The organism is Psychrobacter sp. 1044 (assembly GCF_904846525.1).
Classification (GTDB): Bacteria; Pseudomonadota; Gammaproteobacteria; order Pseudomonadales; family Moraxellaceae; genus Psychrobacter.
On the sequence record NZ_CAJHAZ010000016.1, the window covers coordinates 40,876 to 63,412 of the forward strand.

At 43.5% G+C, this 22,537-nt stretch carries 22 protein-coding genes; 10 read left to right on the forward strand and 12 right to left on the reverse strand.

The genetic code is table 11. From position 1 onward, the window contains the following. Window positions 1-33 precede the first annotated feature (33 nt). The 3 genes from rimM to rplS all read left to right on the forward strand — a co-directional run bounded on the left by rimM (window position 34) and on the right by rplS (window position 2,000). Entirely contained in the window at window positions 34-567 is a 534-nt protein-coding gene (rimM, locus tag JMX82_RS11420; RefSeq protein WP_045445903.1) for a ribosome maturation factor RimM, read from the forward strand. A gap of 87 nt (window positions 568-654) precedes the next feature. Further along, complete coding sequence (gene trmD, locus JMX82_RS11425; protein ID WP_201540626.1) at window positions 655-1,425, forward strand: tRNA (guanosine(37)-N1)-methyltransferase TrmD; 771 nt, start codon at window positions 655-657, stop codon at window positions 1,423-1,425. Between the two features lie 182 nt (window positions 1,426-1,607). Continuing rightward, window positions 1,608-2,000, forward strand: a complete 393-nt coding sequence (gene rplS, locus JMX82_RS11430) for a 50S ribosomal protein L19 (RefSeq protein ID WP_045445905.1) — start codon at window positions 1,608-1,610, stop codon at window positions 1,998-2,000. 275 nt (window positions 2,001-2,275) lie between these two features. On the opposite strand, the gene JMX82_RS11435 is transcribed toward rplS, so the two are convergent. After that, on the reverse strand, window positions 2,276-2,833 hold the full coding sequence (locus JMX82_RS11435; RefSeq protein WP_201540627.1) for a DUF4442 domain-containing protein: 558 nt from the start codon (window positions 2,831-2,833) through the stop codon (window positions 2,276-2,278). A 515-nt stretch (window positions 2,834-3,348) separates the two neighbouring features. Here JMX82_RS11435 and JMX82_RS11440 point away from each other — a divergent pair. Both JMX82_RS11440 and uvrC read left to right on the forward strand, forming a co-directional pair. Continuing rightward, complete coding sequence (locus JMX82_RS11440) at window positions 3,349-4,875, forward strand: DUF3360 family protein (RefSeq protein ID WP_201540628.1); 1,527 nt, start codon at window positions 3,349-3,351, stop codon at window positions 4,873-4,875. A gap of 142 nt (window positions 4,876-5,017) precedes the next feature. Then, window positions 5,018-6,862, forward strand: coding sequence for an excinuclease ABC subunit UvrC (gene uvrC / locus JMX82_RS11445; protein ID WP_201540645.1), 1,845 nt, complete (start codon window positions 5,018-5,020; stop codon window positions 6,860-6,862). 114 nt (window positions 6,863-6,976) lie between these two features. Here uvrC and JMX82_RS11450 read toward each other — a convergent pair whose 3' ends face one another. From JMX82_RS11450 to lgt, 3 genes are all read right to left on the reverse strand, one after another. Next, window positions 6,977-7,549 (reverse strand): dihydrofolate reductase, encoded by a 573-nt coding sequence (locus tag JMX82_RS11450; protein WP_201540629.1) that lies wholly within the window; start codon window positions 7,547-7,549, stop codon window positions 6,977-6,979. A gap of 76 nt (window positions 7,550-7,625) precedes the next feature. Continuing rightward, window positions 7,626-8,516 (reverse strand): thymidylate synthase, encoded by an 891-nt coding sequence (locus tag JMX82_RS11455; protein ID WP_201540630.1) that lies wholly within the window; start codon window positions 8,514-8,516, stop codon window positions 7,626-7,628. Window positions 8,517-8,590: 74 nt separating this feature from the next. Further along, the gene (lgt, locus tag JMX82_RS11460; protein WP_201540631.1) at window positions 8,591-9,475 is read right to left on the reverse strand and encodes a prolipoprotein diacylglyceryl transferase; all 885 of its coding nucleotides are present in this window, start codon (window positions 9,473-9,475) and stop codon (window positions 8,591-8,593) included. 277 nt (window positions 9,476-9,752) lie between these two features. On the opposite strand from lgt, the gene JMX82_RS11465 reads away from it, so the two are divergent. From JMX82_RS11465 to JMX82_RS11475, 3 genes are all read left to right on the forward strand, one after another. Next, window positions 9,753-11,384 carry a DUF4139 domain-containing protein gene (locus JMX82_RS11465; protein ID WP_227676698.1) on the forward strand — a complete coding sequence of 544 codons (1,632 nt, stop codon included), beginning with the start codon at window positions 9,753-9,755 and terminating at the stop codon, window positions 11,382-11,384. Between the two features lie 78 nt (window positions 11,385-11,462). Further along, window positions 11,463-12,407 (forward strand): NRDE family protein, encoded by a 945-nt coding sequence (locus JMX82_RS11470; protein ID WP_201540633.1) that lies wholly within the window; start codon window positions 11,463-11,465, stop codon window positions 12,405-12,407. Window positions 12,408-12,655: 248 nt separating this feature from the next. Next, window positions 12,656-13,750: an NAD(P)-dependent alcohol dehydrogenase gene (locus JMX82_RS11475; RefSeq protein ID WP_201540634.1), complete on the forward strand. Its 1,095-nt coding sequence runs from the start codon at window positions 12,656-12,658 to the stop codon at window positions 13,748-13,750. A 96-nt stretch (window positions 13,751-13,846) separates the two neighbouring features. On the opposite strand, the gene JMX82_RS11480 is transcribed toward JMX82_RS11475, so the two are convergent. Continuing rightward, window positions 13,847-14,368 carry an RNA pyrophosphohydrolase gene (locus tag JMX82_RS11480; RefSeq protein WP_045452438.1) on the reverse strand — a complete coding sequence of 174 codons (522 nt, stop codon included), beginning with the start codon at window positions 14,366-14,368 and terminating at the stop codon, window positions 13,847-13,849. 519 nt (window positions 14,369-14,887) lie between these two features. Here JMX82_RS11480 and JMX82_RS11485 point away from each other — a divergent pair. After that, window positions 14,888-15,301 carry an OsmC family protein gene (locus tag JMX82_RS11485; RefSeq protein ID WP_201540635.1) on the forward strand — a complete coding sequence of 138 codons (414 nt, stop codon included), beginning with the start codon at window positions 14,888-14,890 and terminating at the stop codon, window positions 15,299-15,301. A 14-nt stretch (window positions 15,302-15,315) separates the two neighbouring features. Then, window positions 15,316-15,741, forward strand: a complete 426-nt coding sequence (locus JMX82_RS11490; RefSeq protein ID WP_201540636.1) for an MAPEG family protein — start codon at window positions 15,316-15,318, stop codon at window positions 15,739-15,741. Window positions 15,742-15,794: 53 nt separating this feature from the next. Here JMX82_RS11490 and JMX82_RS11495 read toward each other — a convergent pair whose 3' ends face one another. The 7 genes from JMX82_RS11495 to JMX82_RS11525 all read right to left on the reverse strand — a co-directional run bounded on the left by JMX82_RS11495 (window position 15,795) and on the right by JMX82_RS11525 (window position 22,150). Then, window positions 15,795-16,820, reverse strand: coding sequence for a tRNA dihydrouridine synthase (locus tag JMX82_RS11495; RefSeq protein WP_201540637.1), 1,026 nt, complete (start codon window positions 16,818-16,820; stop codon window positions 15,795-15,797). 90 nt (window positions 16,821-16,910) lie between these two features. Continuing rightward, window positions 16,911-18,410 carry a UvrD-helicase domain-containing protein gene (locus tag JMX82_RS11500; RefSeq protein ID WP_201540638.1) on the reverse strand — a complete coding sequence of 500 codons (1,500 nt, stop codon included), beginning with the start codon at window positions 18,408-18,410 and terminating at the stop codon, window positions 16,911-16,913. A 270-nt stretch (window positions 18,411-18,680) separates the two neighbouring features. After that, window positions 18,681-19,577: a twin-arginine translocase subunit TatC gene (gene tatC, locus JMX82_RS11505; protein ID WP_201540639.1), complete on the reverse strand. Its 897-nt coding sequence runs from the start codon at window positions 19,575-19,577 to the stop codon at window positions 18,681-18,683. Continuing rightward, window positions 19,577-20,272, reverse strand: a complete 696-nt coding sequence (gene tatB / locus JMX82_RS11510) for a Sec-independent protein translocase protein TatB (protein ID WP_201540640.1) — start codon at window positions 20,270-20,272, stop codon at window positions 19,577-19,579. Before tatB ends, tatC begins: the two co-directional genes overlap by 1 nt. 41 nt (window positions 20,273-20,313) lie before the next feature. Further along, a complete protein-coding gene (tatA, locus tag JMX82_RS11515; RefSeq protein WP_045445916.1) occupies window positions 20,314-20,556 on the reverse strand; it encodes a Sec-independent protein translocase subunit TatA in 243 nt (80 codons plus the stop codon). 188 nt (window positions 20,557-20,744) lie between these two features. After that, window positions 20,745-21,593 (reverse strand): bifunctional phosphoribosyl-AMP cyclohydrolase/phosphoribosyl-ATP diphosphatase HisIE, encoded by an 849-nt coding sequence (gene hisIE, locus JMX82_RS11520; RefSeq protein WP_201540641.1) that lies wholly within the window; start codon window positions 21,591-21,593, stop codon window positions 20,745-20,747. Between the two features lie 113 nt (window positions 21,594-21,706). Further along, a complete protein-coding gene (locus JMX82_RS11525) occupies window positions 21,707-22,150 on the reverse strand; it encodes a thioesterase (RefSeq protein WP_198329999.1) in 444 nt (147 codons plus the stop codon). Between the last annotated feature and the right edge of the window lie 387 nt (window positions 22,151-22,537).

The following is a 22,537-nucleotide window of genomic DNA, read 5'->3' on the forward strand; positions in this document are numbered from 1 at the left end:
TTCGCTGTGTTCATCATTGTTAGGTTAGCCGTTATGTCTTCTGCTCCAAACGCTAGTGCCCTTATGAAAATTGGTCAGCTCAAAAAGCCTTATGGCATCAAAGGTTGGCTTTGGGTATTTAGTGAGACAGATGATCGTACGGCGATATTTGACATTAAACCTTGGTGGATGAAAACCGCTACCGGCATGAAACCTTTAACCGTTAAGGCTTGGCGTGAGCAAGGCACAGGAATTGTGGCTCAGTTTGAGCAGATTCCTGATCGCAATGTTGCTGAGACTATGAACGGGGTAACTCTTTGGGTCGAGCAAGACATCTTGCCAGAACCCGCTGAAGATGAATATTACTGGTCGGACTTGGTCAGCTTGCGCGTTGTAAATGAGCAGGATGAGTATCTAGGCGACATTACTGAGATGTTTGAGACTGGCGCTCACGCTATTATGCGAGTTGCGGCAAACTCAGACAGCTTAGATGCCGATGAGCGCCTGATTCCATGGCACAAGCAAACTGTAGTACAGGTCAGTCTGACTGAAAAAACAGTGCTGGTGGCATGGCCGAGTGATTATTGATAATAATTTTAACTTTGCGGTTAAGCTTTATCAGTAATAACACCGATTTATTTAGCCAATATTAGCCACTGCGCAAGTAGATACCTAATGTATTTTGCCGTTATTAGTATTTTCCCTGAGATGTTTGCCACGATTCGTGAGTTTGGAATCACGGGTCGAGCAGTCACTCAGAAGCAAGTGACGATTGAATGCATTAATCCGCGTGATTTTACCAGTGATAATTATCGCCGTATTGATGAACGTCCGTATGGTGGCGGTCCTGGCATGGTTATGATGGCTGAGCCATTATCCCAAGCGATTGAGGATGCGCGCCTACGAGCGATTCAGCACGGCTGCCGTGTCGACAAAGCGCACTGTCCGGTGATTTATATGTCGCCACAAGGACAGACGCTGAGTGAGAGTAGCGTGGTCGAGATGACTGAGTATGACGGCATGATTATATTATGTGGTCGTTACGAAGGCATTGATGAGCGCCTACTGTCGCAATATGTTGACATGGAAATATCGCTTGGTGATTACGTACTTACTGGTGGTGAGCTACCAGCAATGGTGCTGATGGATAGTGTGATACGTCGTCTGCCTGATATTATGGGTGATGATAAATCAGCTGAGCAAGACTCGTTCGTCGATGGCTTGCTTGATTGTCCACATTATACTAAGCCGCATGAGTTTGCGGGTATGGCAGTGCCTGAAGTGTTACTTTCAGGTCACCATGCCAATATCGCGAAGTGGCGCTTTAGCCAGCAAGTCGAACGTACGCAAGCGCGTCGTCCAGACTTATGGCAAGCGTTTACGCCAACGGTAGAGCAAGCAAAGTGGCTAAAAGCATTGGCAAAAGCAGATAAAAAACAGCGTTGATAGCGGCTAAAAAGATAAACAGTTAAGCAACAGGATTTTGAGCAACAACAAAACGAGTCATAGCATGATGGCCGTTTGTCATAACCCACTTACGTTGTGTCTCATTAAAAAGATACGATCCATTATTACAAACAGGTGATATGCGTCAAGCCTCTATTATCTAATGTGAGGAGATAACTCTCATGAGCAACAAGCATCCATTGGTTCAGGTCATCGAAAATGCTCAATTGATTGAGCGCCCAAGCTTTGCACCCGGCGATACCGTTGTGGTTCAAGTAAAAGTACGTGAAGGTGAGCGTGAGCGTTTACAGGCTTTTGAAGGCGTTGTAATTGCTAAACGTAACCGCGGTTTAAACTCAGCGTTTACCGTACGTAAAATCTCAAGCGGTGTTGGCGTTGAGCGTGCATTCCAATTGCATTCACCAATCATCGATAGCATCGAAGTGAAACGCCGTGGCGCTGTTCGCCGTGCGAAACTATACTACTTACGTGAGCGCTCTGGTAAATCAGCACGTATCCGCGAGAAGCTTGCTCCGCGTGCACCTAAAGCTGTTAAGCCAAAAGCTAACGCTTAGATTATATCCAGTATCTGCTTTTAAGCATTGTGCTTAATATCGCTTTATTGCTGAACCGTCTATTATGCGATTCGGCAATAGCGAAAAGCCAGATACAAGCCCTTATTCATAGGTTTATCATATAAATAAGCGGGTAGTACCAAAAAAGACAAAACCCCAATCTGTGCGTATGCCAGATTGGGGTTTTTGTTTCTGTCGTTTTAATTAATGCGCTTTAATTAATATGCTTTAAATCACAAATCTAGAGAAACGTTTTAAAAATTGCCTTTAAAGTTCTAACCATCGAGATTTTCGATACGGCTATTTTGGTCTTTAGATTTGCTGTACTTACGCAAGCGTATATAGAGCGTCTTAGTGACGGTAGCGATAATTTTTTGTTGATCATCGACGATATCTGCTTGGTATTCCCGAAATACTGGCTCGCCGTCTTTTGCTAATTCCTGAATCGTGGTGATTTCATTGCTAGGAATTTTTAGGCGCGCAGTGACTTTGCTATTACTAGGGGCAATAAACTCAATATGTGAGCTTTTGTCCCAGACCACGTAACTGCTGCCCAGTTGGTGCATCAGTATTATCATATAGAATGGATCCACCATCGAATACAGGCTGCCGCCAAACTGAGTGCCTACGATGTTTTTGTTCAGCGTATTCAGCCCCATACTTACCACGCACAAACCTTGATCGAGATTGAGGTGATCGATTCTGATACCAGCGCCTACGTATGGTGCATAAGTATTGATACGCAGCTTCAGTAGGTGAGGTGTCAATAACGGCATGATACTTTGTTTGGCTCTGCGTTTTAGCGTCTCAAAATTGGTAGGTAGCAAACTCATAAATTCGTCCTATTGCTTCTTTTATATTTTTTAGTGATACCGTTTGAGTCAAATTTTTTAGTGTACTTCTATCAAAGAGCAGTCACGAAAGGGCATTTATCATAAGTAAAAAATATCAAAACCGCTAGGCTTAAAGCGTAACTGACATGGATTTTCTATAGTTACTTAAAAGCTATAATAAACTATTTATTATAACTATCTTTAATATTTAGTTATGTGATAACAAATATCTATATACAGATAATTATTAAGAAAAAGGTCATTTATTCTAATTTAAAGTTTATATTAAGTATGTTTTTTCCCCATGGTTTTCTATTAAGTTCAATTTTGCATTAAATGGAAACTTTAATTTATATATTATAATAGTGTATGGACTTTTTGAGTGATTCTAAGTTCGCATTTCGAGTTCTTATGTCATACAATGGCTTGCAATTTTTAATGGACGCTTTAGTCACATTAAATTTCACTATCAAATTATCAGTTAAATAAAGCCTCAGTCGACATAAGGAAATGTGATGAGTAACACTCAGATCCCTTCTTCAGGGTCTAATCAGCAGTCATCAAATCCATCTAATTACGACAGCGAGCCATCAGGTAGCTACCTTGATTTACACAAACCAAGCGCAAACTTTGACAGTCGTGACGCTTATCTAAATCATGAATTACAAATCATGCAGCCAAAACGCTGGCGTCCCAATTTGCCATTTCGTGATTATCGCTTTGAGTATGAAGATACTATTCCTGCAATGGCGGCAACGATTGGTAAAGTGGTTATGGTGGGTGCGATTGCTGCAACATTTGCAGGTCCACTTGGTTTGGGTGATGCGTTCGTTTTAGAAAACGTTCGTTATGAGCTATTAATCGTTTCATTCTTTATCATCTTATTTTCAGGATTTCTACTCCCGACAGCCAACCTTGCAGGTACTCACGGCCCCCTTATTCCGCTTATTCCTATCGTTGTTGCTGCTGGTGGTCACCCGATGGCCTTTGGTCTGCTCATCGGTGCCTTCGGTTTGCTATTGGCAATCAGTAAAGGGGGCAGTCTGCTGGCAAACTTGACCAGTAAAGGCGTGTGCGGTGGCCTCTTGATTTACTTAGGGTTTATCGGTACCACCTCACAGGTCAAAAACCTCTTTGCTTGGGCAGAAGGTATTGGCATGTCGCATATTGCCTTTTTCATTATTTTGGCAACGATTTTGTTGTATGCATTGCTTGAGCATTGGCAAAAACGCTGGCTTGCGGTTCCGCTAAGCTGTGTACTAGGTGGCGGACTTGCATTTGCATTGGGTGCACCCTTTGAGTTCAAAACTGCACCAGGCTTACCAAACATGAACCCGATGTATTGGTGGGGTGAAAATACCGGTTGGATGCTAGGATTACCGACGGTTGAAAGCTTCATTGTCGTACTGCCGTTTGCTATTTTGGCCGTTGCTATGTGGTCACCAGATTTTTTAGGCCATCAGGTCTTTCAAAAAATCAGCTATCCTAAACGTACTGAAAAGGTACTCATGGATATCGATGACACAATGACCAGCGCATCGTTTCGCCAGGTCGTCGGTTCTGTATTGGGTGGTGCTAACTTTGCGTCATCGTGGGGCACCTATATTGTCCCAGCAGCGATTGCCAAACGTCCGATTCCTGCCGGTGCTTTACTGACGGCATTGTTCTGCATTATCGCAGGGGTTTGGGGCTATCCAATGGATTTGGCTATCTGGCAGCCAGTGATGTGTGTGGCATTGATCGTTGGTGTGTTTATTCCACTGCTTGAAGCTGGTATGGAAATGACGCGCGAAGGAAAAACCACTCAGTCTGCTGCGATTGTAGTCTTTGCTTCTGCACTCGTGAATCCTGCCTTTGGCTGGTCACTCACGTTGTTGCTTGATAACTTAGGCTTGATTGGCTCGAAAGAACGCAGTGCCAATTTGACTAAAATGAGCCGCTGGATCATACCGGGTATTATGTTTGTGGTGTTGACAGGTGTGATGGCTATTGTTGGTATGCTACCGGGTATTCCAGCACTGATGGCAAACTTCCGCCATTAATAGCATCTTGCTTACCTATAAAAAGTCAGCCTTAGTGCTGGCTTTTTTATGGGTGATGCTATGGCTAATAATTGGCTTGTAAAACAATGACTCCCGCCCCATAACTAGCAGTATTATAAGACTTTTAAGAGCAATGAATTCTATGGTCAATGTCTCAGAATCGAGCCCTATCGATGATAAAAAAGCCCGTCTTAAGCATTTAATTCAGCGCCTGCCAAATTTGCCAGGGGTCTATAAAATGCTGGGTAAAAATGGCGATATCTTATATGTCGGTAAAGCCAAGTCACTCAAGAGCCGTGTGAACAGCTACTTTGCTAAAACCATTGACCATCCAAAAACACGGGCGCTGGTGGCACGGATACATAATATTGAAACCATTATTACCCGTAGTGAGACCGAAGCGTTATTGCTCGAGCAAAACTTGATTAAAGAATATCGTCCGCCTTATAACGTACTGTTGCGCGATGACAAATCCTATCTCTATGTGTTTATTTCAGCAGATAAGCCTTACCCGCGATTGGCTTATGGTCGCGGTAAAGGCAATCACCAAAAAGGTCGCTTTTTCGGTCCTTTCCCCTCTGCTCATGCCGCCAAAGAGACACTGGTATTGATGCAAAAAATGTTTCAGATGCGCCAATGTACCAATACCTTTTTTAAGCAACGTAAGCGTCCTTGTCTTGAGTATCAGATTAAGCGCTGCCGTGCGCCCTGCGTGGGCTTGGTATCGGCCGAAGAATATGCAGAAGATGTCAATAATACCATTCGTTTCCTAAAAGGCGACTCTAGCGATATTCATAGCGCTTTGATTGAAAAAATGGAAGCTTCTGCTGAAGAATTAGACTTTGAAAAGGCCGTGTTTTATCGCGATCAGCTGTCTATGCTGCGCGAAGTACAAGCCAAGCAAGCTGTTTATACTGTGCAAGGTGAGGCGGATGTGATTGCTATTGCCAGTCAAGCAGGCATGACTTGTGTCAACGTCTTGACCGTACGTGGCGGGCGTGTTCTTGGCGGTAAGAATTACTTCCCTGACGTTGATAGTAGCGAGCCTCTTGCTGATAATTTATCAGCATTTATTACCTCATTTTATTTTCAGGTGACGGATGACTTGCCCGCAGAAATCATGTTGAGTCATGAGTTGCCGGATCAGGTGGCGGTCAGTGAAGCATTGGCGAGCCATTTTGGCAGTAAAGTCGTGATCAAAACCAGTGTCCGTGAACACCGTGCTGAATGGTTAGATTTAGCCAAACTCAATACCAATAATGCCCTAAAAACCAAGCTGGGCGACTATTTAGAGTTGCATGCGCGCTTTGGTGCCTTAAAAGATGTCTTAGCGGACGTCACTGATAGGACCATTGATCGCATAGAGTGTTTTGATATCTCCCATACGATGGGCGAGGCGACCATTGGTAGCTGCGTAGTCTTTGACCAAGGTGGTTCGCGTCGCCGTGATTATCGCCAATATGCGATTCATGACATTGTCGGTGGTGATGATTATGCCGCAATGAAACAAGTGCTGACACGGCGCTATAAAAAGCAGCCATTGCCTGATTTGTTGCTGATTGATGGTGGTAAAGGGCAGCTTGGCATCGCTAAAGAAGTGCTGACTGAGTTAGGTATTCTTGGTGATACTTTGCTGATTAGCGTGGCAAAAGGCGAAGGACGTAAGGCTGGTCTTGAAGTGCTGCATTTTATCGATCATGAGCCGCTTGATTTACCCATGGATAGCAAAGCGCTGCATTTATTGATGCATATCCGTGATGAGGCGCATCGATTTGCTATCACAGCACACCGTAAGAAACGTGACAAGCGCCGTTCATCGTCAGTGTTAGAAGTCATACCGGGGCTCGGTGAAAAGCGCCGCCGTGATTTACTCAATCATTTTGGCGGATTGCAACAATTGCTCGGTGCATCGCAGCAAGAATTGGCAGGCGTGCAAGGGATTGGTCCCATTTTGGCTAAAACGGTTTATAAGGTTTTGCATGAATAATTTAGGCGATATGTACCAAATTTATTTTTTGGCAATAGCACCTGAAAAGAAAAAAGAGGCTGTCTTAGAATTATCTAGGACAGCCTCTTTTACATTTTGTTCGAAAACTTACTACTATTCAGCGCTTTTTCTTTTATAAGTTACAAACCTAAAATCCAATTCACTTTTTTCATCGTGTATTTGCTCAGACTCTTCTGCCACTTCAAATTCACTTGGCAACTCAGGATAAAAGGCATCACCATCGGTAATTTCGGTATCTACGTGAGTCAGTTCAATACGGTCGGTATACATCAAGGCATCGCTAAAGACGCGCTCACCGCCAATCACCCAAATCGTATCAAGATGTGCACCATGTGCGAGACTTGCTGCTTGTGTTAATGCATCATCTAAATTGTGCACCACATAAGCATTGCTTTTACCGACCAAACCTTTTTGTTCGGCATAATCTAGCTGGCTGCTGATGATGAAGCTCACACGTTTTGGCAAAGGCTTGCTGCCCATGGATTCAAATGTCTTACGACCCATAATGACGATACCTTGGATCGCACCGTCATTCTGTTTGGTCGTCATGCTTTTAAAATGCTGCAAATCTGCTGAGATATGCCACGGTAGCTCATTATCTTTGCCGATACAGCGGTTGCTACTGATAGCTGCGATTTGGGCAACTTCGGTGTGGGCATAACTCATAACGTATCCTTTTTATTGTCTTTAACATGCTACTTTCATTTGCTGCATTTATTTGAAACTTCCAATCAGACAAAGGCTAGACTGCAACCTTTGCCTTAATCGCAGGATGCGACTCGTAACCATCAACGCTAATGTCTTCGTATTTGAAAGCAAAGATATCATTCACATTAGAGTTAAGCGTCAGCGTTGGTAGCTTATAAAGCTCACGCGTCAGTTGCAGCTCAACTTGCTCGCGGTGGTTTTGATAAATATGACAATCGCCACCCGTCCAGATAAATTCGCCCACTTCTAATCCGCATACTTGCGCGACCATATGGGTCAGCAAGGCATAACTGGCAATATTAAATGGCACGCCTAGGAATAAATCTGCTGAACGCTGATAGAGCTGGCATGACAGTTTATTATCCGCCACAAAGAACTGAAATAGCGTATGGCAAGGCGGCAGCGCAACTTGATCTGCTTCACCGGGATTCCAACCAGACACAATCAAACGTCTTGAATTGGGATTGGTTTTTATTTGCTCAATGACTTGGGTGATTTGATCGACACCATCATTATTGTAGCTCCCATCTTCACGCTGGCTTGCGCCATAATTGCGCCACTGATGACCATAGACAGGGCCTAAATCACCAGCAGGGCGATTAAAGCGTGCCGTCTGTTCAGCCGTTGACCACTCATTCCAAATGCGTACGCCATTGGCTTGTAGATAATCAACATGGGTGCTGCCACTTAAAAACCAAAATAGCTCATAGACGATAGATTTAAAGTGGACTTTTTTTGTGGTTAATAATGGGAAACCGTCGGCTAAATTAAAACGGAGCTGCGCGCCAAAGTGGCTCAGCGTACCAGTGCCAGTACGATCGCCTTTTTCAGTGCCTTCAGTGAGGACAAGATGCAGCAAATCTAGATAGGCTTGCTCATTTTTACGCTGCTTGTTGTTACTAATAATGGAGTTGCTCATGGTCATAAAATTGCTCTTCTACGCTATTAAAACGCATAGTTGTATTGTTTTTTAACAGGCTACTGGATGTGAATTAGTGCTTAATAAGCCGACTGCTTACCCCAGTCATAGATACCGCGTTTGTAAGCGTATACCAGCATAATGAAACCAATAATAATCATGGGAGCGCTGAGTATTTGCCCTTTGGTCATCCAACCTAGTAATACAAATCCTTGGTCAGCATCGGGTTGGCGGAAAAACTCAATGATGAAGCGGCTAATGCCATAGCCCAATAAAAATACTGCCGATGCTGCCATACGTGGGCGTGGTTTTGATGAATACCACCATAGGAATAGGAATAATAATAACCCTTCAGCAAGTGCCTCATACAGCTGTGAGGGGTGGCGAGGTAGCAAATACTGCCCATTTACTTCAAGCATTAACTCTTGTAGCTCAGGGTTGGTTTGCAATTGCTGCATATCAGTAGCAGCCGCTTGCGGGAAGTAGGTAAGCCAGTTGTAGCCACCGTTAGAGACGCGGCCCCATAGCTCGCCATTGATGTAATTGCCAATACGACCAAATAACAAGCCCGTTGGCACGCAAGGAACGATAAAGTCCAGCACCTGAAACGGGGTCTTTTTATACTTGCGGGCAAAATATAACATGCCCAGTAAGACACCAATCATGCCGCCATGGAAAGACATGCCACCTTCCCAGACTTTGAAAAGGTAAGCGGGGTTTTGTAAAAATTCACCGAATTGATAAAACAACACATAGCCGACACGACCGCCCAAAATGACACCAAGTGCACCAAAAAAGACCAAGTCGGACACCATGTCAGTGTTCCAATTTTCACGTTTGGTGCTGCGATACCAAGCCAGACCAAAGGCGGCGGCAAATGCCAACAAATACATTAGGCCATACCAGTGCACTTCTACTGGACCCAAAGACAGCGCTACAGGATCGTACTGAGGATGTATCATCATAAAGGCATCATAAATTTGGTAATAGAATGCTGCTCATAATAGCAAAAATAGCCAGTGAGGCATACCAAATTACGGTGAGGCTCATCTCATGGTAACAACTTATCTGCTACGGGTAACATCTAGAAAGAAAGCCAGAAAACCGCTAAGATATAAAAAAGCTGCTGAAAATAAATGCCATCATAAATATTGCATCATCATATTTAATGAAGCGTTAGATACTGCGCGCTTGTGCTAATGCACCGTATTAATGGATTAACCGTATTTTTAAGGAATGATTATGCAAGCTAAGTTATCAAAAGTAGCAATACTACCTAATTTTTTACCCTCTAAAAAACAGTTGACGCCACTGGGTTTATTTGGCTTAGCGGCTTTAGCTTTGACTCCTGCTCAGGCAGCGAACAGTAGTATTGAGCAAGTGACCATTTATCAGGGCTTAGCGAGCGTGACTCGTGCGTTACCAATCAATGGTAGCGGTGAGCAGACACTGGTTTTTTCTTGTTTGTCCCCTTATATCGATAAAGACAGTGTGAGCGTACAAGCAGCAAATGGCATCAATATTGGTGAAGTCAGTATCGAGACTTTAAGCGATGAGCAAGCAGCGCAGTGTCAGTATCAAGGTGAGGCGAGAGTGCAGACACAGCAAGATAATTTGGCAGTTATCAATGCTGAGTTAGAAGCGGCACGCTTAGCTAAAGCTTACTTGCAGAATTTAACCAAGGTCACGCAAATCAGTACAGATGGCACGCTTGCCAATAATGCGCGCGATCTGGAAACACAAGCGGTCAGTATCAATAAACGGATACTAGAAATTCAGCAGCGCCAAGCCCGTGTACAAGATGCGCTCAACCAACTAATGGCGGGCAGCGCGACTTCCACTCAAAATAGTGTAACTCAAGTGAGTGTACGTACTGCCAGTCGAGTACCAAGCAGTGTAAAACTGCACTATCAAGTACGCGGCGCGGGTTGGGAGCCAACGTATCAAGCAAGGCTGAATACTGAAACCAAGCAATTAAATATCATTGCCTCTGCGGTTATTGCCCAGCAGACAGGAGAAAACTGGCTCGATGTCCCTTTGATGCTAAGCTCTGTCAATCCCAATCAAAACACCACCAGCCAATTACCACGAGTTGAGCGCTTTTCTTTATATGAAGAAGATAGAGAAAATCGGACTATATCTGTACCACCTATGGCGGAAAACATGCCTGTTGTGGTATCTGCAAGAGACAGCTATGGCGGTGCCTCGACACCTAACATGGCACCGCTGCCAAGCTTTACCGTTAGCAGTCAGAATAAAAACGGCATTACCGAATATCGCTTACCGCAGCGTATTAGTATTCCAAGCGATGGCAGGCGCGTACGGACGGTCATTGATGAGCAGTCGGGCAGTAGCAAGCTATGGATTCGTAGTACGCCGAGCGTGGAGGCAGCTGGCTATTGGTATGCATCCGCACCGTTCTTGACACCAGCTTGGGTAGATGGTTCGCTACAGCTATACCGTGATGATAATTATGTCGGGCAGGCGCGCTATAATTATCAAGCGCTCAAAGAGCAAGGTATCGGTTTTGGTATTGACCCTAATACTATCGTAAAGCAGATAGCTGATGAAGATAAGCAGGGTGATAAAGGCGCATTTAATCGCACGCAAACCTTGACTAAAACACAAGCTTATCAATTTACCAATCAGCACAACCGATCTATGCATTTACAAGTATTGGGCAGTGAGCCGATTAGCCGTGACGATAGTCTTAAAGTAACCATCACTCATAAACCGCCAGTGACTGAGCGTGACTGGAATGACAATAAAGGTATGGTTGCGTGGGAGTTCGATTTACCAAGTAAACAATCGAAAGTCATACAGTCGACCTCTCAGATTAGTTATCCTGCTAGCAAAAACTTATCAGTGAACTAATTTGTCAGTGAACTAAGTTCACACTTAAATCAAGCTTGGCTGTTTGCTAGGCATATTTTTAGCAAAATTAGGAGTCTTATGTGTATTGTCGCCATTGCTTGGCAACTGTTTGATGAGCTGCCTTTGGTGTTATTGTCCAATCGCGATGAGTTTTTGCAGCGTCCGACAGAACTGCTACATCAATGGGAAGATAAGCCTGTTTTTGCAGGACGCGATGTACAAAGTGGCGGTACTTGGCTAGGTATTCATCAACAGCCCCATCAAGCCAATCATCAAGCCAATCATCAATACAGTCATCAATACAGTCATCAATACAGTCATCAATACAGTCATCAATACAGTCATCAAGCGCCTGAAGAATATTATCAGCAAAATGGACGTTGGGCTGCGGTATTGAATTTTCGCGATGGCGTGCAGGCAAGCTCTGATGAGTGCTCACGCGGGGCGCTAGTCACGGATTTCTTAACCAGTGATATAAGTCCGATGGAGTTTGCACGGCAGATTAGTTTGCAAAACTATGCTGGGTTCAATCTCATTATTGGTGATATGACACAAGCCGTTATTGTCAATAATCGTGGTCATGCTCCTATGCCACTATATGCAGGACTGCATATCATTTCCAATGGTCAGCCTGAGGACAGCTGGTTTAAAACTGAAAAGCTGCGAGGTAGGCTGCGCCAAGAAGTATTGCCACTAATCGCTGAGAATAGCGAACCTGAGTACTGGCAAGAAGCTGCCTTTGCGGTATTGTCTGATAATACGCAAGCCCCAGTGGATAAGCTGCCGGAGACTGGAGTGGCTGTTGAGATTGAGCAGATTCTGTCTTCTATTTATATAGAGCCTGTCGCTTTTAATCATACGCAAAATAATTTGCCCACTTATGCCACACGTACCCAAAGCATTTTAACCCTGAAATGTCATTCTCAGTTGGCAGATTCAGCAGTGGATGAGATTGCTAGATTAGTAAGCCGAGAGTGTCAGCATGACAATTATAAAGAATGTCGGCATGATAGTCATAAGTAGCCTATAGGCTTTTCATCTATTAGCTTTCTAATCTATTAGCTTTTTCATCTACTCTTAATGAGGCTCACGTACAATTTCTATGAGAAGTTTGATACTACAGTTTTAATATCTAACAATAGAGAATCACCAATCCCTTTATTAAAGAATGGATTTCACTTTAAATTACTATTTATATGGCGTAAGATAAATATAGATATCACTAAAGTTCATACCAGCTGAGTAAATGATTATAAAACAAGGAGTGTGAAATGAGCATGATGAAGTCACTGATATTTATTGAACCAGGTAAAATCGAAATTGTAGATAAAAAAATCCCTGATGTCGGCCCTAATGATGCCTTGATAAAAATTACGACCACGACCATTTGTGGTACTGACATTCACATCTTTAAAGGTGAGTATGCCGTTGCAAAAGGCTTAACCATTGGTCACGAGCCAGTAGGTATCATTGAAAAGCTTGGTAGCGCAGTCATGGGCTATGAAGAAGGGCAGCGAGTCATTGCTGGCGCCATTTGCCCAACGTTTACCTCCTATGCCAGTCAAGATGGTTTCCCGTCACAAGACGGTGGTTATCTTGATGCAGATGGTAGATGTTCTTGTCACGGTTATAAAGCCACAGGCGGCTGGCGTTTTGGTAATCACATTGATGGCACGCAAGCAGAGTATGTGCTAGTGCCAGATGCGCAGGCCAATCTATGTCCAGTGCCAGATGGACTGACGGATGAGCAAGTGTTGATGTGTCCTGACATTATGTCGACAGGCTTCAAAGGCGCAGAAAACGCCAATATTCAGATCGGTGATGTGGTTGCTATATTTGCACAAGGACCGATTGGCTTGTGCGCGACAGCTGGTGCAAGGATTAAAGGCGCGTCACTGATTATCGCTGTCGATGGCAATAATGACCGTTTGGCCATGGCAAAGAAACTGGGAGCAGATATTACTCTAAACTTCACAGAAGTTGACGTGGTTGATGAGATCATGAAAATCACTGGTGGTCGTGGGGTGGATAGCAGTATCGAGGCGTTAGGTTTACAGTCTACGTTTGAGCAATGCCTCAAAATATTAAAACCAGGCGGTACACTCTCAAGCTTGGGTGTGTATTCTGAAGATTTAGTCATTCCAATGGCTCATTTCGCCTCTGGTCTTGGCGATCATACGATAAGAACGGCTCTCTGCCCAGGAGGTAAAGAGCGTATGCGCCGATTGATGAATGTCATCGAGTCCGGTCGAGTGGATTTATCAGAGATGGTGACGCATACCTATGCCTTGGATGATATTGTAGAGGCCTATGACTTGTTCATGCATCAGCGTGACGGCGTACTAAAAATTGCTATCAAGCCATAATTATTCCGCAAGATATAATCGCTATATAATAAAAAAGCCTGCATCTAAAGGATACAGGCTCTTCTATTACGTGTTACTTTTAATCAAAATGTCAGTTCATCCTATCAACAAGTGATTGTCTTGTTCAGGAATAATCAGCTCTTGTCTTAGAGGTAGCTCAGGCACTAGCTCCTGCAAGGCACGACGATAAACGCCTCGTTTAAAATGAATCACTTGTCCAAGTGGATACCAGTAACTGACCCATTGCCAATGATCAAATTCTGGTTTGCCCTCATCAAAGCGGATATGTTGAGTGTTCGTCTCATCTAAGCGTAGCAAAAACCATTTCTGTTTTTGCCCAATACATAAAGGGTGCTGTCCATGCCGCACATAGCGTTTTGGCAGACGATAACGCAACCAATCTTGCGTCACTGCCAATAAGTCTACATGACGCGGATGCAGGCCGACCTCTTCCCAGAGCTCGCGATACATCGCATCCATCGGCGTCTCCCCACGGTCGATACCGCCTTGTGGGAACTGCCAAGCGTTGTGACCAATACGTTTTGCCCACAGAACCTGCCCTTGTGTATTTGCCAAGATGATGCCGACATTGGCGCGAAAGCCGTCTGCATCTATCATGATTAAACCTTTTTAATTTATTTAAAATAGCTTATTTTGAGCTAGAACCGTGACAGCAATCATAATTATTATAAGGTGATGGTTGTCGATATTAGGTCAAAATAAGATTCATTACCGTTATTAAACCAAGAAACAAGCAAAATGTGTAACAGTATTTTGCTATAAAATGTTTCACGAGCTTAACTGTTTAAAATCAACCAGTTATAATTAAACTTTTGTAATGTTTTTTGGGGAATCTTACTGCAAAGAGAGGTTCGAACTATAAGAGGATAGGTTTGAATAATAAACAGTAGGCGGTGTATGAATGTTAATTCACTACTAAGAGAATTTTAGTAAAAATGTTTAATTGAAAATAAGGCTGCAAAAGACAAATAGGTGAACTATTCATAATGATAATAATTTTGGATGATAAGGGCTCGATAAAATGTGCCATTGGCTTATGCTACACTAGCCAAGTAAAACATATTGCCAGAAAATAAAAATCGGGCAACGAGCTAATTAAAATAAGGAATGGTCAAGATGTCAGAGTCAAAAGCAAGTGTAACGTGGCAAGAAAATAAAGCATTTATGGGCGTGTCACCATCAGGGCATAATGTACAGATCGATGCTGATAAAGAAAAAGGCGCCAGTCCAATGGAGCTGATTCTATTGGGGCTTGGTGGTTGCGCTAGCTATGATGTGGTAGAGATTTTACAGAAATCGCGCCAAGCAGTGACAGATGTGCGTTGTGAATTGATTGCTCAGCGTGCTGAGAGCGTACCAGCGGTATATACCGATATTCATATGCACTTCGTAGTGACGGGTCAAGATGTCAAAGAAAAACAAGTCGAAAAAGCCATTCATTTATCAGCAGAAAAATACTGCTCAGCCAGCAGAATGTTGGTACAGGGCGGCGTGAACGTCACTCATGATTTTGAAGTTATAGCAGGGTAGGGGCGAATATATTAATGAATGCACTTTTGGAGTTGGTCTCTAATACCGCAGCATCTGCCATTTCGGCAATGGTAGTAGCAAGCTTACTACCATGGTTGGTATCAATCGTTGCCAAAGCGTCTGGCGGTTTTAAAATCAGAAATAACGCACATCCTCGTGATTTTTTTCAGCATGCCACCGGAATGGCGGCAAGAGCCAATGCCGCGCAGCAAAACAGCTATGAGACCTTGCCAGTATTTTTGGCAGCTGTCTTAACGGCGATGTTATTCTTTGTTCCGCAGGCGATTATTAATGTATTGGCTTGGCTATACGTACTGATTCGTATTGGTTTTTGTGTGGCTTACATCACTAATTTATCGGCTTTTCGCTCCATACTTTGGGCGTTATCGATGGCTTGTTCTTTAATGCTGTTCTATTTAGCGATTCGAGTAAGTGTATAATTCTTGAGCGTTAACTTTCATAGCGTCTAGATCAATCAAATATTAGCAGGTGATTATTGTTGTATGCTAGATTGTAGCGCATTGATAATCACCGCTTTGTTTTTTTCTCGTTTGATACTGTCCCATAGAACTTTTGCTTCGCTATAGCCTTTGATGAGCATTGCGAGCCATTGCTTATAGCGACCCACCAATATCACCTCAGTTTTGGCCTTACCTTCCAAAAACCTTATCTGATGGGTGACCATCGCTTCCCACGACAACGTCGCGGCACTTAGCATGACATCATCTGAACCACAATCCACACGAGCAACCAAATCTGGACGGGTAACCGCGCCGCGACCTAACATCAAATGTTCTGTACCAGCTTGAGTCATACAGTTTTGCGCGTGCTCAGCATTCCATATTTCACCGTTGGCAATGACTGGAATATCGAGCGCATTAAAACTTTGAATCTTGTCCCAATAGGCTGGTGGCTTATAGCCTTGGGTTTTGGTCCGTGCATGAATGGTCAGCCAATCAGTACCACTGTCGTTAATCGCACCACGAATATCATCCATGCGGCTGGTATCGGTATAGCCCAAACGAATCTTGGCTGAGACTGGTATGTCGGCAGGTACTGCTTGACGCACAGCACTGATAATTTGATACAGGGTTTCGGGTTCATCCAACAATACTGAACCACCACGATGGCTATTTACTGTCTTGGCAGGGCAACCAAAATTGATATCAATAGCAGGTGCACCAAGCTCGGCAGCATAAGCAGCATTGTCTGCCATGAGTTGCGCTTCGCTGCCCAAAAGTTGCAAATGTATCGGTGTGCCACAGGCTGTCTTAGCTTCATGACGTAATTCTGGCACGTATTTATAAAATACATGCGCTGGTAAAACGTGCTGAGTCACCCGAATAAACTCACTCACCGACCAGTCATAGGGGCGACCTAAATCTGCCGCAATCTGCGTAAGTATTTGCCGCATCAACGGATCGGTCAAGCCTTCCATTGGTGCCAGTAGGCGGACAGGATTGGCAAATAACTGACGGATGGTATTTTGGCGGGCTTGAAGTTGCTGATTATTATTCATGCTTGTGGTTCACTGCTAAAAAGTTGCTATAACGAAAGATAAACTAGGAATTTAGAATGGCAAATGCAAAGAGTGTCTAATTTAGGAAAATTAAGTATTACCAAAAATTACTTTCTTACCTATCTGTAATCCTGATATCAAATCTTTAATATTATGAATATCTAAGTTGGTTTGGGCACGAGTGCAAGCAACGTAGAGCAGCCGCAACTCTTCTGGACTTATTTTGACCGCATTGGTGGTGACATCATAATAAAAATCATCGTCTAGTTGCACCTTTCCCCATTCGAGCCCTTTGGCTTTGTGAGCAGTTGAGATGACATAGTCCGCATTTTCGATACTGGTTAAGCTATTGACCGCTTGGCTTAATACATTAGTACCATGGTCATCGACCAATTTGACAAGGGTTTTGAGATCGCTGCCTTCATTGGTTTCTGAGTACTCTTGTACATCGCCCCAATTATAAAAATATGCCAGTTCAGGCACACCATAAGCAGATTTGCCATTTTTTAAATTTTCGGCAGCCTGACAGAATTTGAGCATACGATCCGTATCGGCTTGCAGAGCGACTCTATGACCGAGTTTAAGTCCGGTCAATAGCTGCGACATTGCAGCAGCATTGGTGCGACATAGGATGGCGTCTTTTTTACTGTGTACCATGCCTTTGTCAATAGAGGACTGTTTATTAGGGTTGCCTTTGAGCGGTACGTCTTCTTGTAATGCCTTTAGTAATGTATTGGCGACTTCTGCAATTGGCTCGCCAAAACGAAATGACTGTGTCAACAAGGTTTGCGGTAGGGGCAGTTTTTTCATGGCATTGACTGCACCGCGCCACTCGTAAATTTGCTGGTGCGCATCGCCCACATAAATGACCTGTCTCGGTTGCTGGGTCAAAATGCCCATCATTAATGGGTCGGCATCTTGCGCTTCATCAAACAAAATAAAATCTGCTGGAATACTTGGCTTAGACAATGCCCAAAGCTTCAGATAAATATCATGACCAATACCAGCAGGGTGCCGCGCATCAATCGACTGTAGCCAACGCTGCTCGACGGCAGGGTAGAGCATTTCGCGTAATTGCTCTGCATCTGACTCATCGAGCCAGCTCGGGAATATTATGTGTCTGGGTGCAGGATAGCTGGCATGCGTACTACAGAAATTACTCACAGCATCACTCACGAAACGTGATAATCGGGCTGGCGTGAGCGTGATATATTTATTTATACCATCCATTTGCCGACGTACTTGCACTGGTTGCAATCCCAAATCATCACCGAGGCGTTTGGGGGAGAATCTTGGTAAGGATAACTTGGCTGTGATATCACGGGCGACATGACGATACGCAAGCGAATGAAAGGTGCGACATTCCACATGTGATGGAAACTTTGAACGAGCATCATTGGCAATCGTTTTATTAAAGGCTAAGTATAAGCCGCGTCCGCGCAGGCGTTCACCGATTAGCTTCAATGTCGTGGTTTTACCAGCACCCGCATAAGCCACCACTTTGAATGACTTGTGATCCATCGCCATATTGAGCGCGTTCAATTGCTCATCAGTGGGATCGCTCATATAAGCTGGCATAGATGCGGACATAACAAAGTTACCTAAAAGAGTAAAACATGGTCAAAAATGATAGGGGTAAAAAAAGCCACTGCGTAGACAATGGCTGATTAGTGATCATATAGTCAATCCTCTATAAATTGGATATGGTGTCAGTCTCGCTTAGTCTACTATTTGTAGTACTTTCACTCGACTTTCTTGTATCCAAATTATATTGAACCGACTATAGTCAAAAGATGTATCGACGATTACTTGAGGCTTAAGTAGCCATATTAACAGATTATAGGATTGGCCTGTTTTGAATTAACTGGTAAGTTCATTTTCGTTTGAGGCTTTACCATCTATTAAAGCAGCGCTAGGCTTTTCTTTAATTAAGATTTTGGCTAAAAACAAACCAAGCTCAAATAATAGCCACATTGGAATGGCGAGCATCAGCATCGACACGCCATCGGGTGGTGTGACGACGGCTGCTACTGCAAAACAGCCCACAATAATATAACGACGTTTGTCTTCTAGACTCTGAATGGAGACGACACCGACCAATATCAACAGTAAGGTGACAACTGGAATCTCAAAAGTCAGTCCAAATACCATGAATAGTTTCAGCGCGAAGCTTAGATAACTGTCGATATCTGTCATCGGTAGGACGTTTTGCGGGGCAAACATGATAAAGAACTTTAAAACGCCTTTAAGCACGATAAAATACGCAAAGGCTACCCCAGTATAGAACAAGAATATTGAGGATGCTAACACTGGAATCGCGATTTTTTTCTCTTTTTTGTATAAACCTGGAGCCACAAAAGACCAAATTTGATACAGAATATAAGGCATGGCAAAGAATGCAGCGACAAAAACAGTCAGGCGTATCGGTGCCATAAAGTTGGAAGTGATATCCGTCGCGATCATCGTTGAGTTGGCAGGTAACTGAGCAACCAATGGGTTGGACAAAAAATCATAGAGCTCGCGTGAAAATCCGACTAAGGCTAAAAATATGACCAGTACGGCAACACATATCTTAATCAAATGATGACGAAGTTCAATCAAATGCTCGGTAATCGGCATATCGCCAAGTGAGCTTAAGATATCGCCAGAGTCCTCAGTATTGCTGTCGACATTACCATCTATGGTAGCTGTTGAGGTCTCGATATCTGAATCCGCGACTTTTTCTTGACGGCTTTTTTTACGTTTAAATAAGCCCACTAATGACTCTCCTGCTCATGAACAGAAGCCTGTTTAGGTAAAAGACTGTCTATATGGCTATTTAGTAAGATATCGGCTTTATAATTTGGTAAGTAGGGCGGTTGCGGCAAACGACGCGCTTTATCATAAGCACCAAGACGAAACCACATATTTTCCCACGGTCTAGTTGTGATGGTTTGAGACACTGGATTGGCGTTATCACTACAGTCAGTTTTTGGACTACCATTATCGCCTTGTGCCGATGACTGCTCAGGGCTTTCTGGTTTCTCAGCCTGTCTATTACTGTCATAGGCGTAGTCAAACGCTTTTGGCTGCACTGGTTGATTATCATCATTCTCACTACTGGCTTGACTACTTTGTTTAGGTGTATTGTCATCGCCTGGATCACGCGATGCTTTTAAATGCTGGTTTTGCGAGGATTCAAACTCTTGCATACTGCCGCGCATCTCCGCCATCTCACGCCTCATATCTGCTTCAGTCTGGCGAATTTTGGCCAGCTCTTTTTGCATAAGCTGGCGGGTCTCTGCCAAATCAAGCTCAGCTTCGATTTCAGACTGCAGGGTGGATACCGTGCGGCGAATTTTGGCATACCATTGCCCAGCGGTACGCGCTGCCTGTGGCAGTTTTTCTGGGCCCAAGACGATTAGGGCGATAACACCAAAAAGGAGTAGTTCAGAAAAGCCGATATCAAACATAATGTTCCGATGTAATTGTCTAAAAGGTCACTGTCTAGAGGCTATACATTATGCGTGTCATCAACCTTGGTGGTTGTTGGGCGCTCTTCAGTGTGTGCATTGCCATCATGATCGAGCACCACATGCTTTTTAGCATGCTCAGTATTTTCGTCTTTGACCGCTTCTTTGAAGCCTTTGACTGCGCCGCCCAAATCTTTGCCAGCATTTCTAAGCTTTGAGGTGCCAAATACGACTACCACTACCACTAATAAAATCAGCCAATGCGTAATAGAAAAACTACCCATAAAGGTATCCTTGTGTCTTGGTTTTCAGTCTTTGTATGCCTACTTTGGGTGTATCGAATATCGTTATACTCAATAAACAGCCTCGACATACAATGCGAAGTAAAACAGAGCTATATTATAACCTGCACTTGTGACAAAAAGGTGAAATCAACAATAATCAAACAGGGCAAGCGCCAAGCTTATAGAAACTATCGAGCCGCCTTTTCATCGATACCTGATAGACCAAAACGTCGACCTAGCTCATTTAATACCGCATCCGACTCAATATCGAACCACGCCAGTCCTACTAATGTATGAAACCAGACATCGGCCACTTCATAGATGAGCTCATGACGAGCGTCATCGTATTGCGCTTTATTGCTATTTTCGTCGCAATTGGCAAAATCTTTGGCGGCAATGATACTTTCAGTACTTTCTTCGCCAACTTTCTCTAGAATTTTATTTAAACCCTTTGCGTATAAGCTTGCCACGTACGAGCTATCAGCATCCGCTTGTTTACGCTCTGCCAATACACCGTCAAGCTGCTGCAAAATAGAGCGGTTAGTAGTGTCATGGTGACTGTGATTGGCATCTGAAGGGATTACATCGTGAGCCTGCGTCTCGTTAGTTTTAGGAGTGGCTTTTTCTGCATCGCTTGAATAATAAATATCAGCAGGGTCTTTTAATACCTTATCGATGGTTTGCCATTCCGGCGTTTGTCCCGACAAATCTAAACGCTGATAGAAGCAAGATTCGCGACCAGTATGGCAAGCGATACCGCCAGCCTGAGTGACACTAAGGACAATCACGTCTGCATCACAGTCCAAGCGAATATCATGTACAGTCTGAGTATGACCCGATGACTCGCCCTTATGCCACAATTTGGCACGTGAGCGCGAAAAATAAACCGCTGTCTGCGTTTGCGCGGTTAACTGTAGTGCTTCGGCATTCATCCAAGCCATCATCAAAATACGCCCAGACTTATGATCTTGAGCAATTGCAGGAATCAAACCATCATCATTAAATTTTATGGCAGCCAGCCAAGCAGGTAAAGTCATAATATATCTGTCTTCTTATTTATATAGCAATCAAAGGGGAATAAGTGAATCGTAACGGATTCTATTTATGGTCTGAATAAAAAAGCGGTTAGCATTAGGGCATATCCTCAATATCAAATCCTGTAGAGATGTGGGTACAGCGCTTCTTTCATAATTTTATCAAGCGCAATGGATTTATTGAGGCGAAAGTCATAATTGACAAAATGCTGCCGCGCCTTGGCTACTGTTTCTCCAGTATGCATACGGGTAATTTTTATCACTATAGTGCCACCATTATCGTATAACGGTTCAACGCCTACTTCAAATAATAGCTCTTCACGCGCCCGTATGCGACTGACAATAATTAGTTGTAACTCATCGATAATTAAACCGTGATAATCTGCATCGATCTCTTTAATACCTTTAGAGTAAAAAAATCTTTGCCGCGCCTCACATAGCAACGCAGTCAATGATTCGAGCGTCAGGTACTGAGCCATATCAAGCTCAATATGACGCACACGCATCACTGTTTCAAAGACAAATATGTCGTTATCAAAGTCTAATTCTTGTTTTGACACGTTATCTCCTAGATTGATTGCAGGCTATGAATGCTGCTAATCATGGTGTAGGTTGGTAGCGTCATCATCGTACGATAGACGCTCGATAAGTGTGATAAATAACTTTGTATTATTAATGCTCAGCTTATACTACAGTTCAGTCTCTACTTAAGCACAGCTTAAGCTGACATTCAATCTATTTGGCGGTAAATCCGCAGTTTTATGAGTGTTTTGACTAAAATCTTTATAAATGGGCTCATACCCATTATCCACTGTCATGCCTACTAGGGCGTATCCTCATTTTAAAAATGATGATAAGAATGATATAAATTGCCGTCAAAAAGGGAAAATAGCGCAAATAATATCGAGATATAAACCAGCTGTTTGAAGTAGCTTGACAAAATTTAA

What these genes read in the sequence shown, in the direction of transcription:
- rimM (WP_045445903.1), top strand. Translation starts at nt 34, where the DNA reads ATGTCTTCTGCTCCAAACGCTAGTGCCCTTATGAAAATTGGTCAGCTC.
- trmD (WP_201540626.1), top strand. Translation starts at nt 655, where the DNA reads ATGTATTTTGCCGTTATTAGTATTTTCCCTGAGATGTTTGCCACGATT.
- rplS (WP_045445905.1), top strand. Translation starts at nt 1,608, where the DNA reads ATGAGCAACAAGCATCCATTGGTTCAGGTCATCGAAAATGCTCAATTG.
- JMX82_RS11435 (WP_201540627.1), bottom strand. Translation starts at nt 2,833, where the DNA reads ATGAGTTTGCTACCTACCAATTTTGAGACGCTAAAACGCAGAGCCAAA.
- JMX82_RS11440 (WP_201540628.1), top strand. Translation starts at nt 3,349, where the DNA reads ATGAGTAACACTCAGATCCCTTCTTCAGGGTCTAATCAGCAGTCATCA.
- uvrC (WP_201540645.1), top strand. Translation starts at nt 5,018, where the DNA reads ATGGTCAATGTCTCAGAATCGAGCCCTATCGATGATAAAAAAGCCCGT.
- JMX82_RS11450 (WP_201540629.1), bottom strand. Translation starts at nt 7,549, where the DNA reads ATGAGTTATGCCCACACCGAAGTTGCCCAAATCGCAGCTATCAGTAGC.
- JMX82_RS11455 (WP_201540630.1), bottom strand. Translation starts at nt 8,516, where the DNA reads ATGACCATGAGCAACTCCATTATTAGTAACAACAAGCAGCGTAAAAAT.
- lgt (WP_201540631.1), bottom strand. Translation starts at nt 9,475, where the DNA reads ATGATGATACATCCTCAGTACGATCCTGTAGCGCTGTCTTTGGGTCCA.
- JMX82_RS11465 (WP_227676698.1), top strand. Translation starts at nt 9,753, where the DNA reads ATGCAAGCTAAGTTATCAAAAGTAGCAATACTACCTAATTTTTTACCC.
- JMX82_RS11470 (WP_201540633.1), top strand. Translation starts at nt 11,463, where the DNA reads ATGTGTATTGTCGCCATTGCTTGGCAACTGTTTGATGAGCTGCCTTTG.
- JMX82_RS11475 (WP_201540634.1), top strand. Translation starts at nt 12,656, where the DNA reads ATGAGCATGATGAAGTCACTGATATTTATTGAACCAGGTAAAATCGAA.
- JMX82_RS11480 (WP_045452438.1), bottom strand. Translation starts at nt 14,368, where the DNA reads ATGATAGATGCAGACGGCTTTCGCGCCAATGTCGGCATCATCTTGGCA.
- JMX82_RS11485 (WP_201540635.1), top strand. Translation starts at nt 14,888, where the DNA reads ATGTCAGAGTCAAAAGCAAGTGTAACGTGGCAAGAAAATAAAGCATTT.
- JMX82_RS11490 (WP_201540636.1), top strand. Translation starts at nt 15,316, where the DNA reads ATGAATGCACTTTTGGAGTTGGTCTCTAATACCGCAGCATCTGCCATT.
- JMX82_RS11495 (WP_201540637.1), bottom strand. Translation starts at nt 16,820, where the DNA reads ATGAATAATAATCAGCAACTTCAAGCCCGCCAAAATACCATCCGTCAG.
- JMX82_RS11500 (WP_201540638.1), bottom strand. Translation starts at nt 18,410, where the DNA reads ATGTCCGCATCTATGCCAGCTTATATGAGCGATCCCACTGATGAGCAA.
- tatB (WP_201540640.1), bottom strand. Translation starts at nt 20,272, where the DNA reads ATGTTTGATATCGGCTTTTCTGAACTACTCCTTTTTGGTGTTATCGCC.
- tatA (WP_045445916.1), bottom strand. Translation starts at nt 20,556, where the DNA reads ATGGGTAGTTTTTCTATTACGCATTGGCTGATTTTATTAGTGGTAGTG.
- hisIE (WP_201540641.1), bottom strand. Translation starts at nt 21,593, where the DNA reads ATGACTTTACCTGCTTGGCTGGCTGCCATAAAATTTAATGATGATGGT.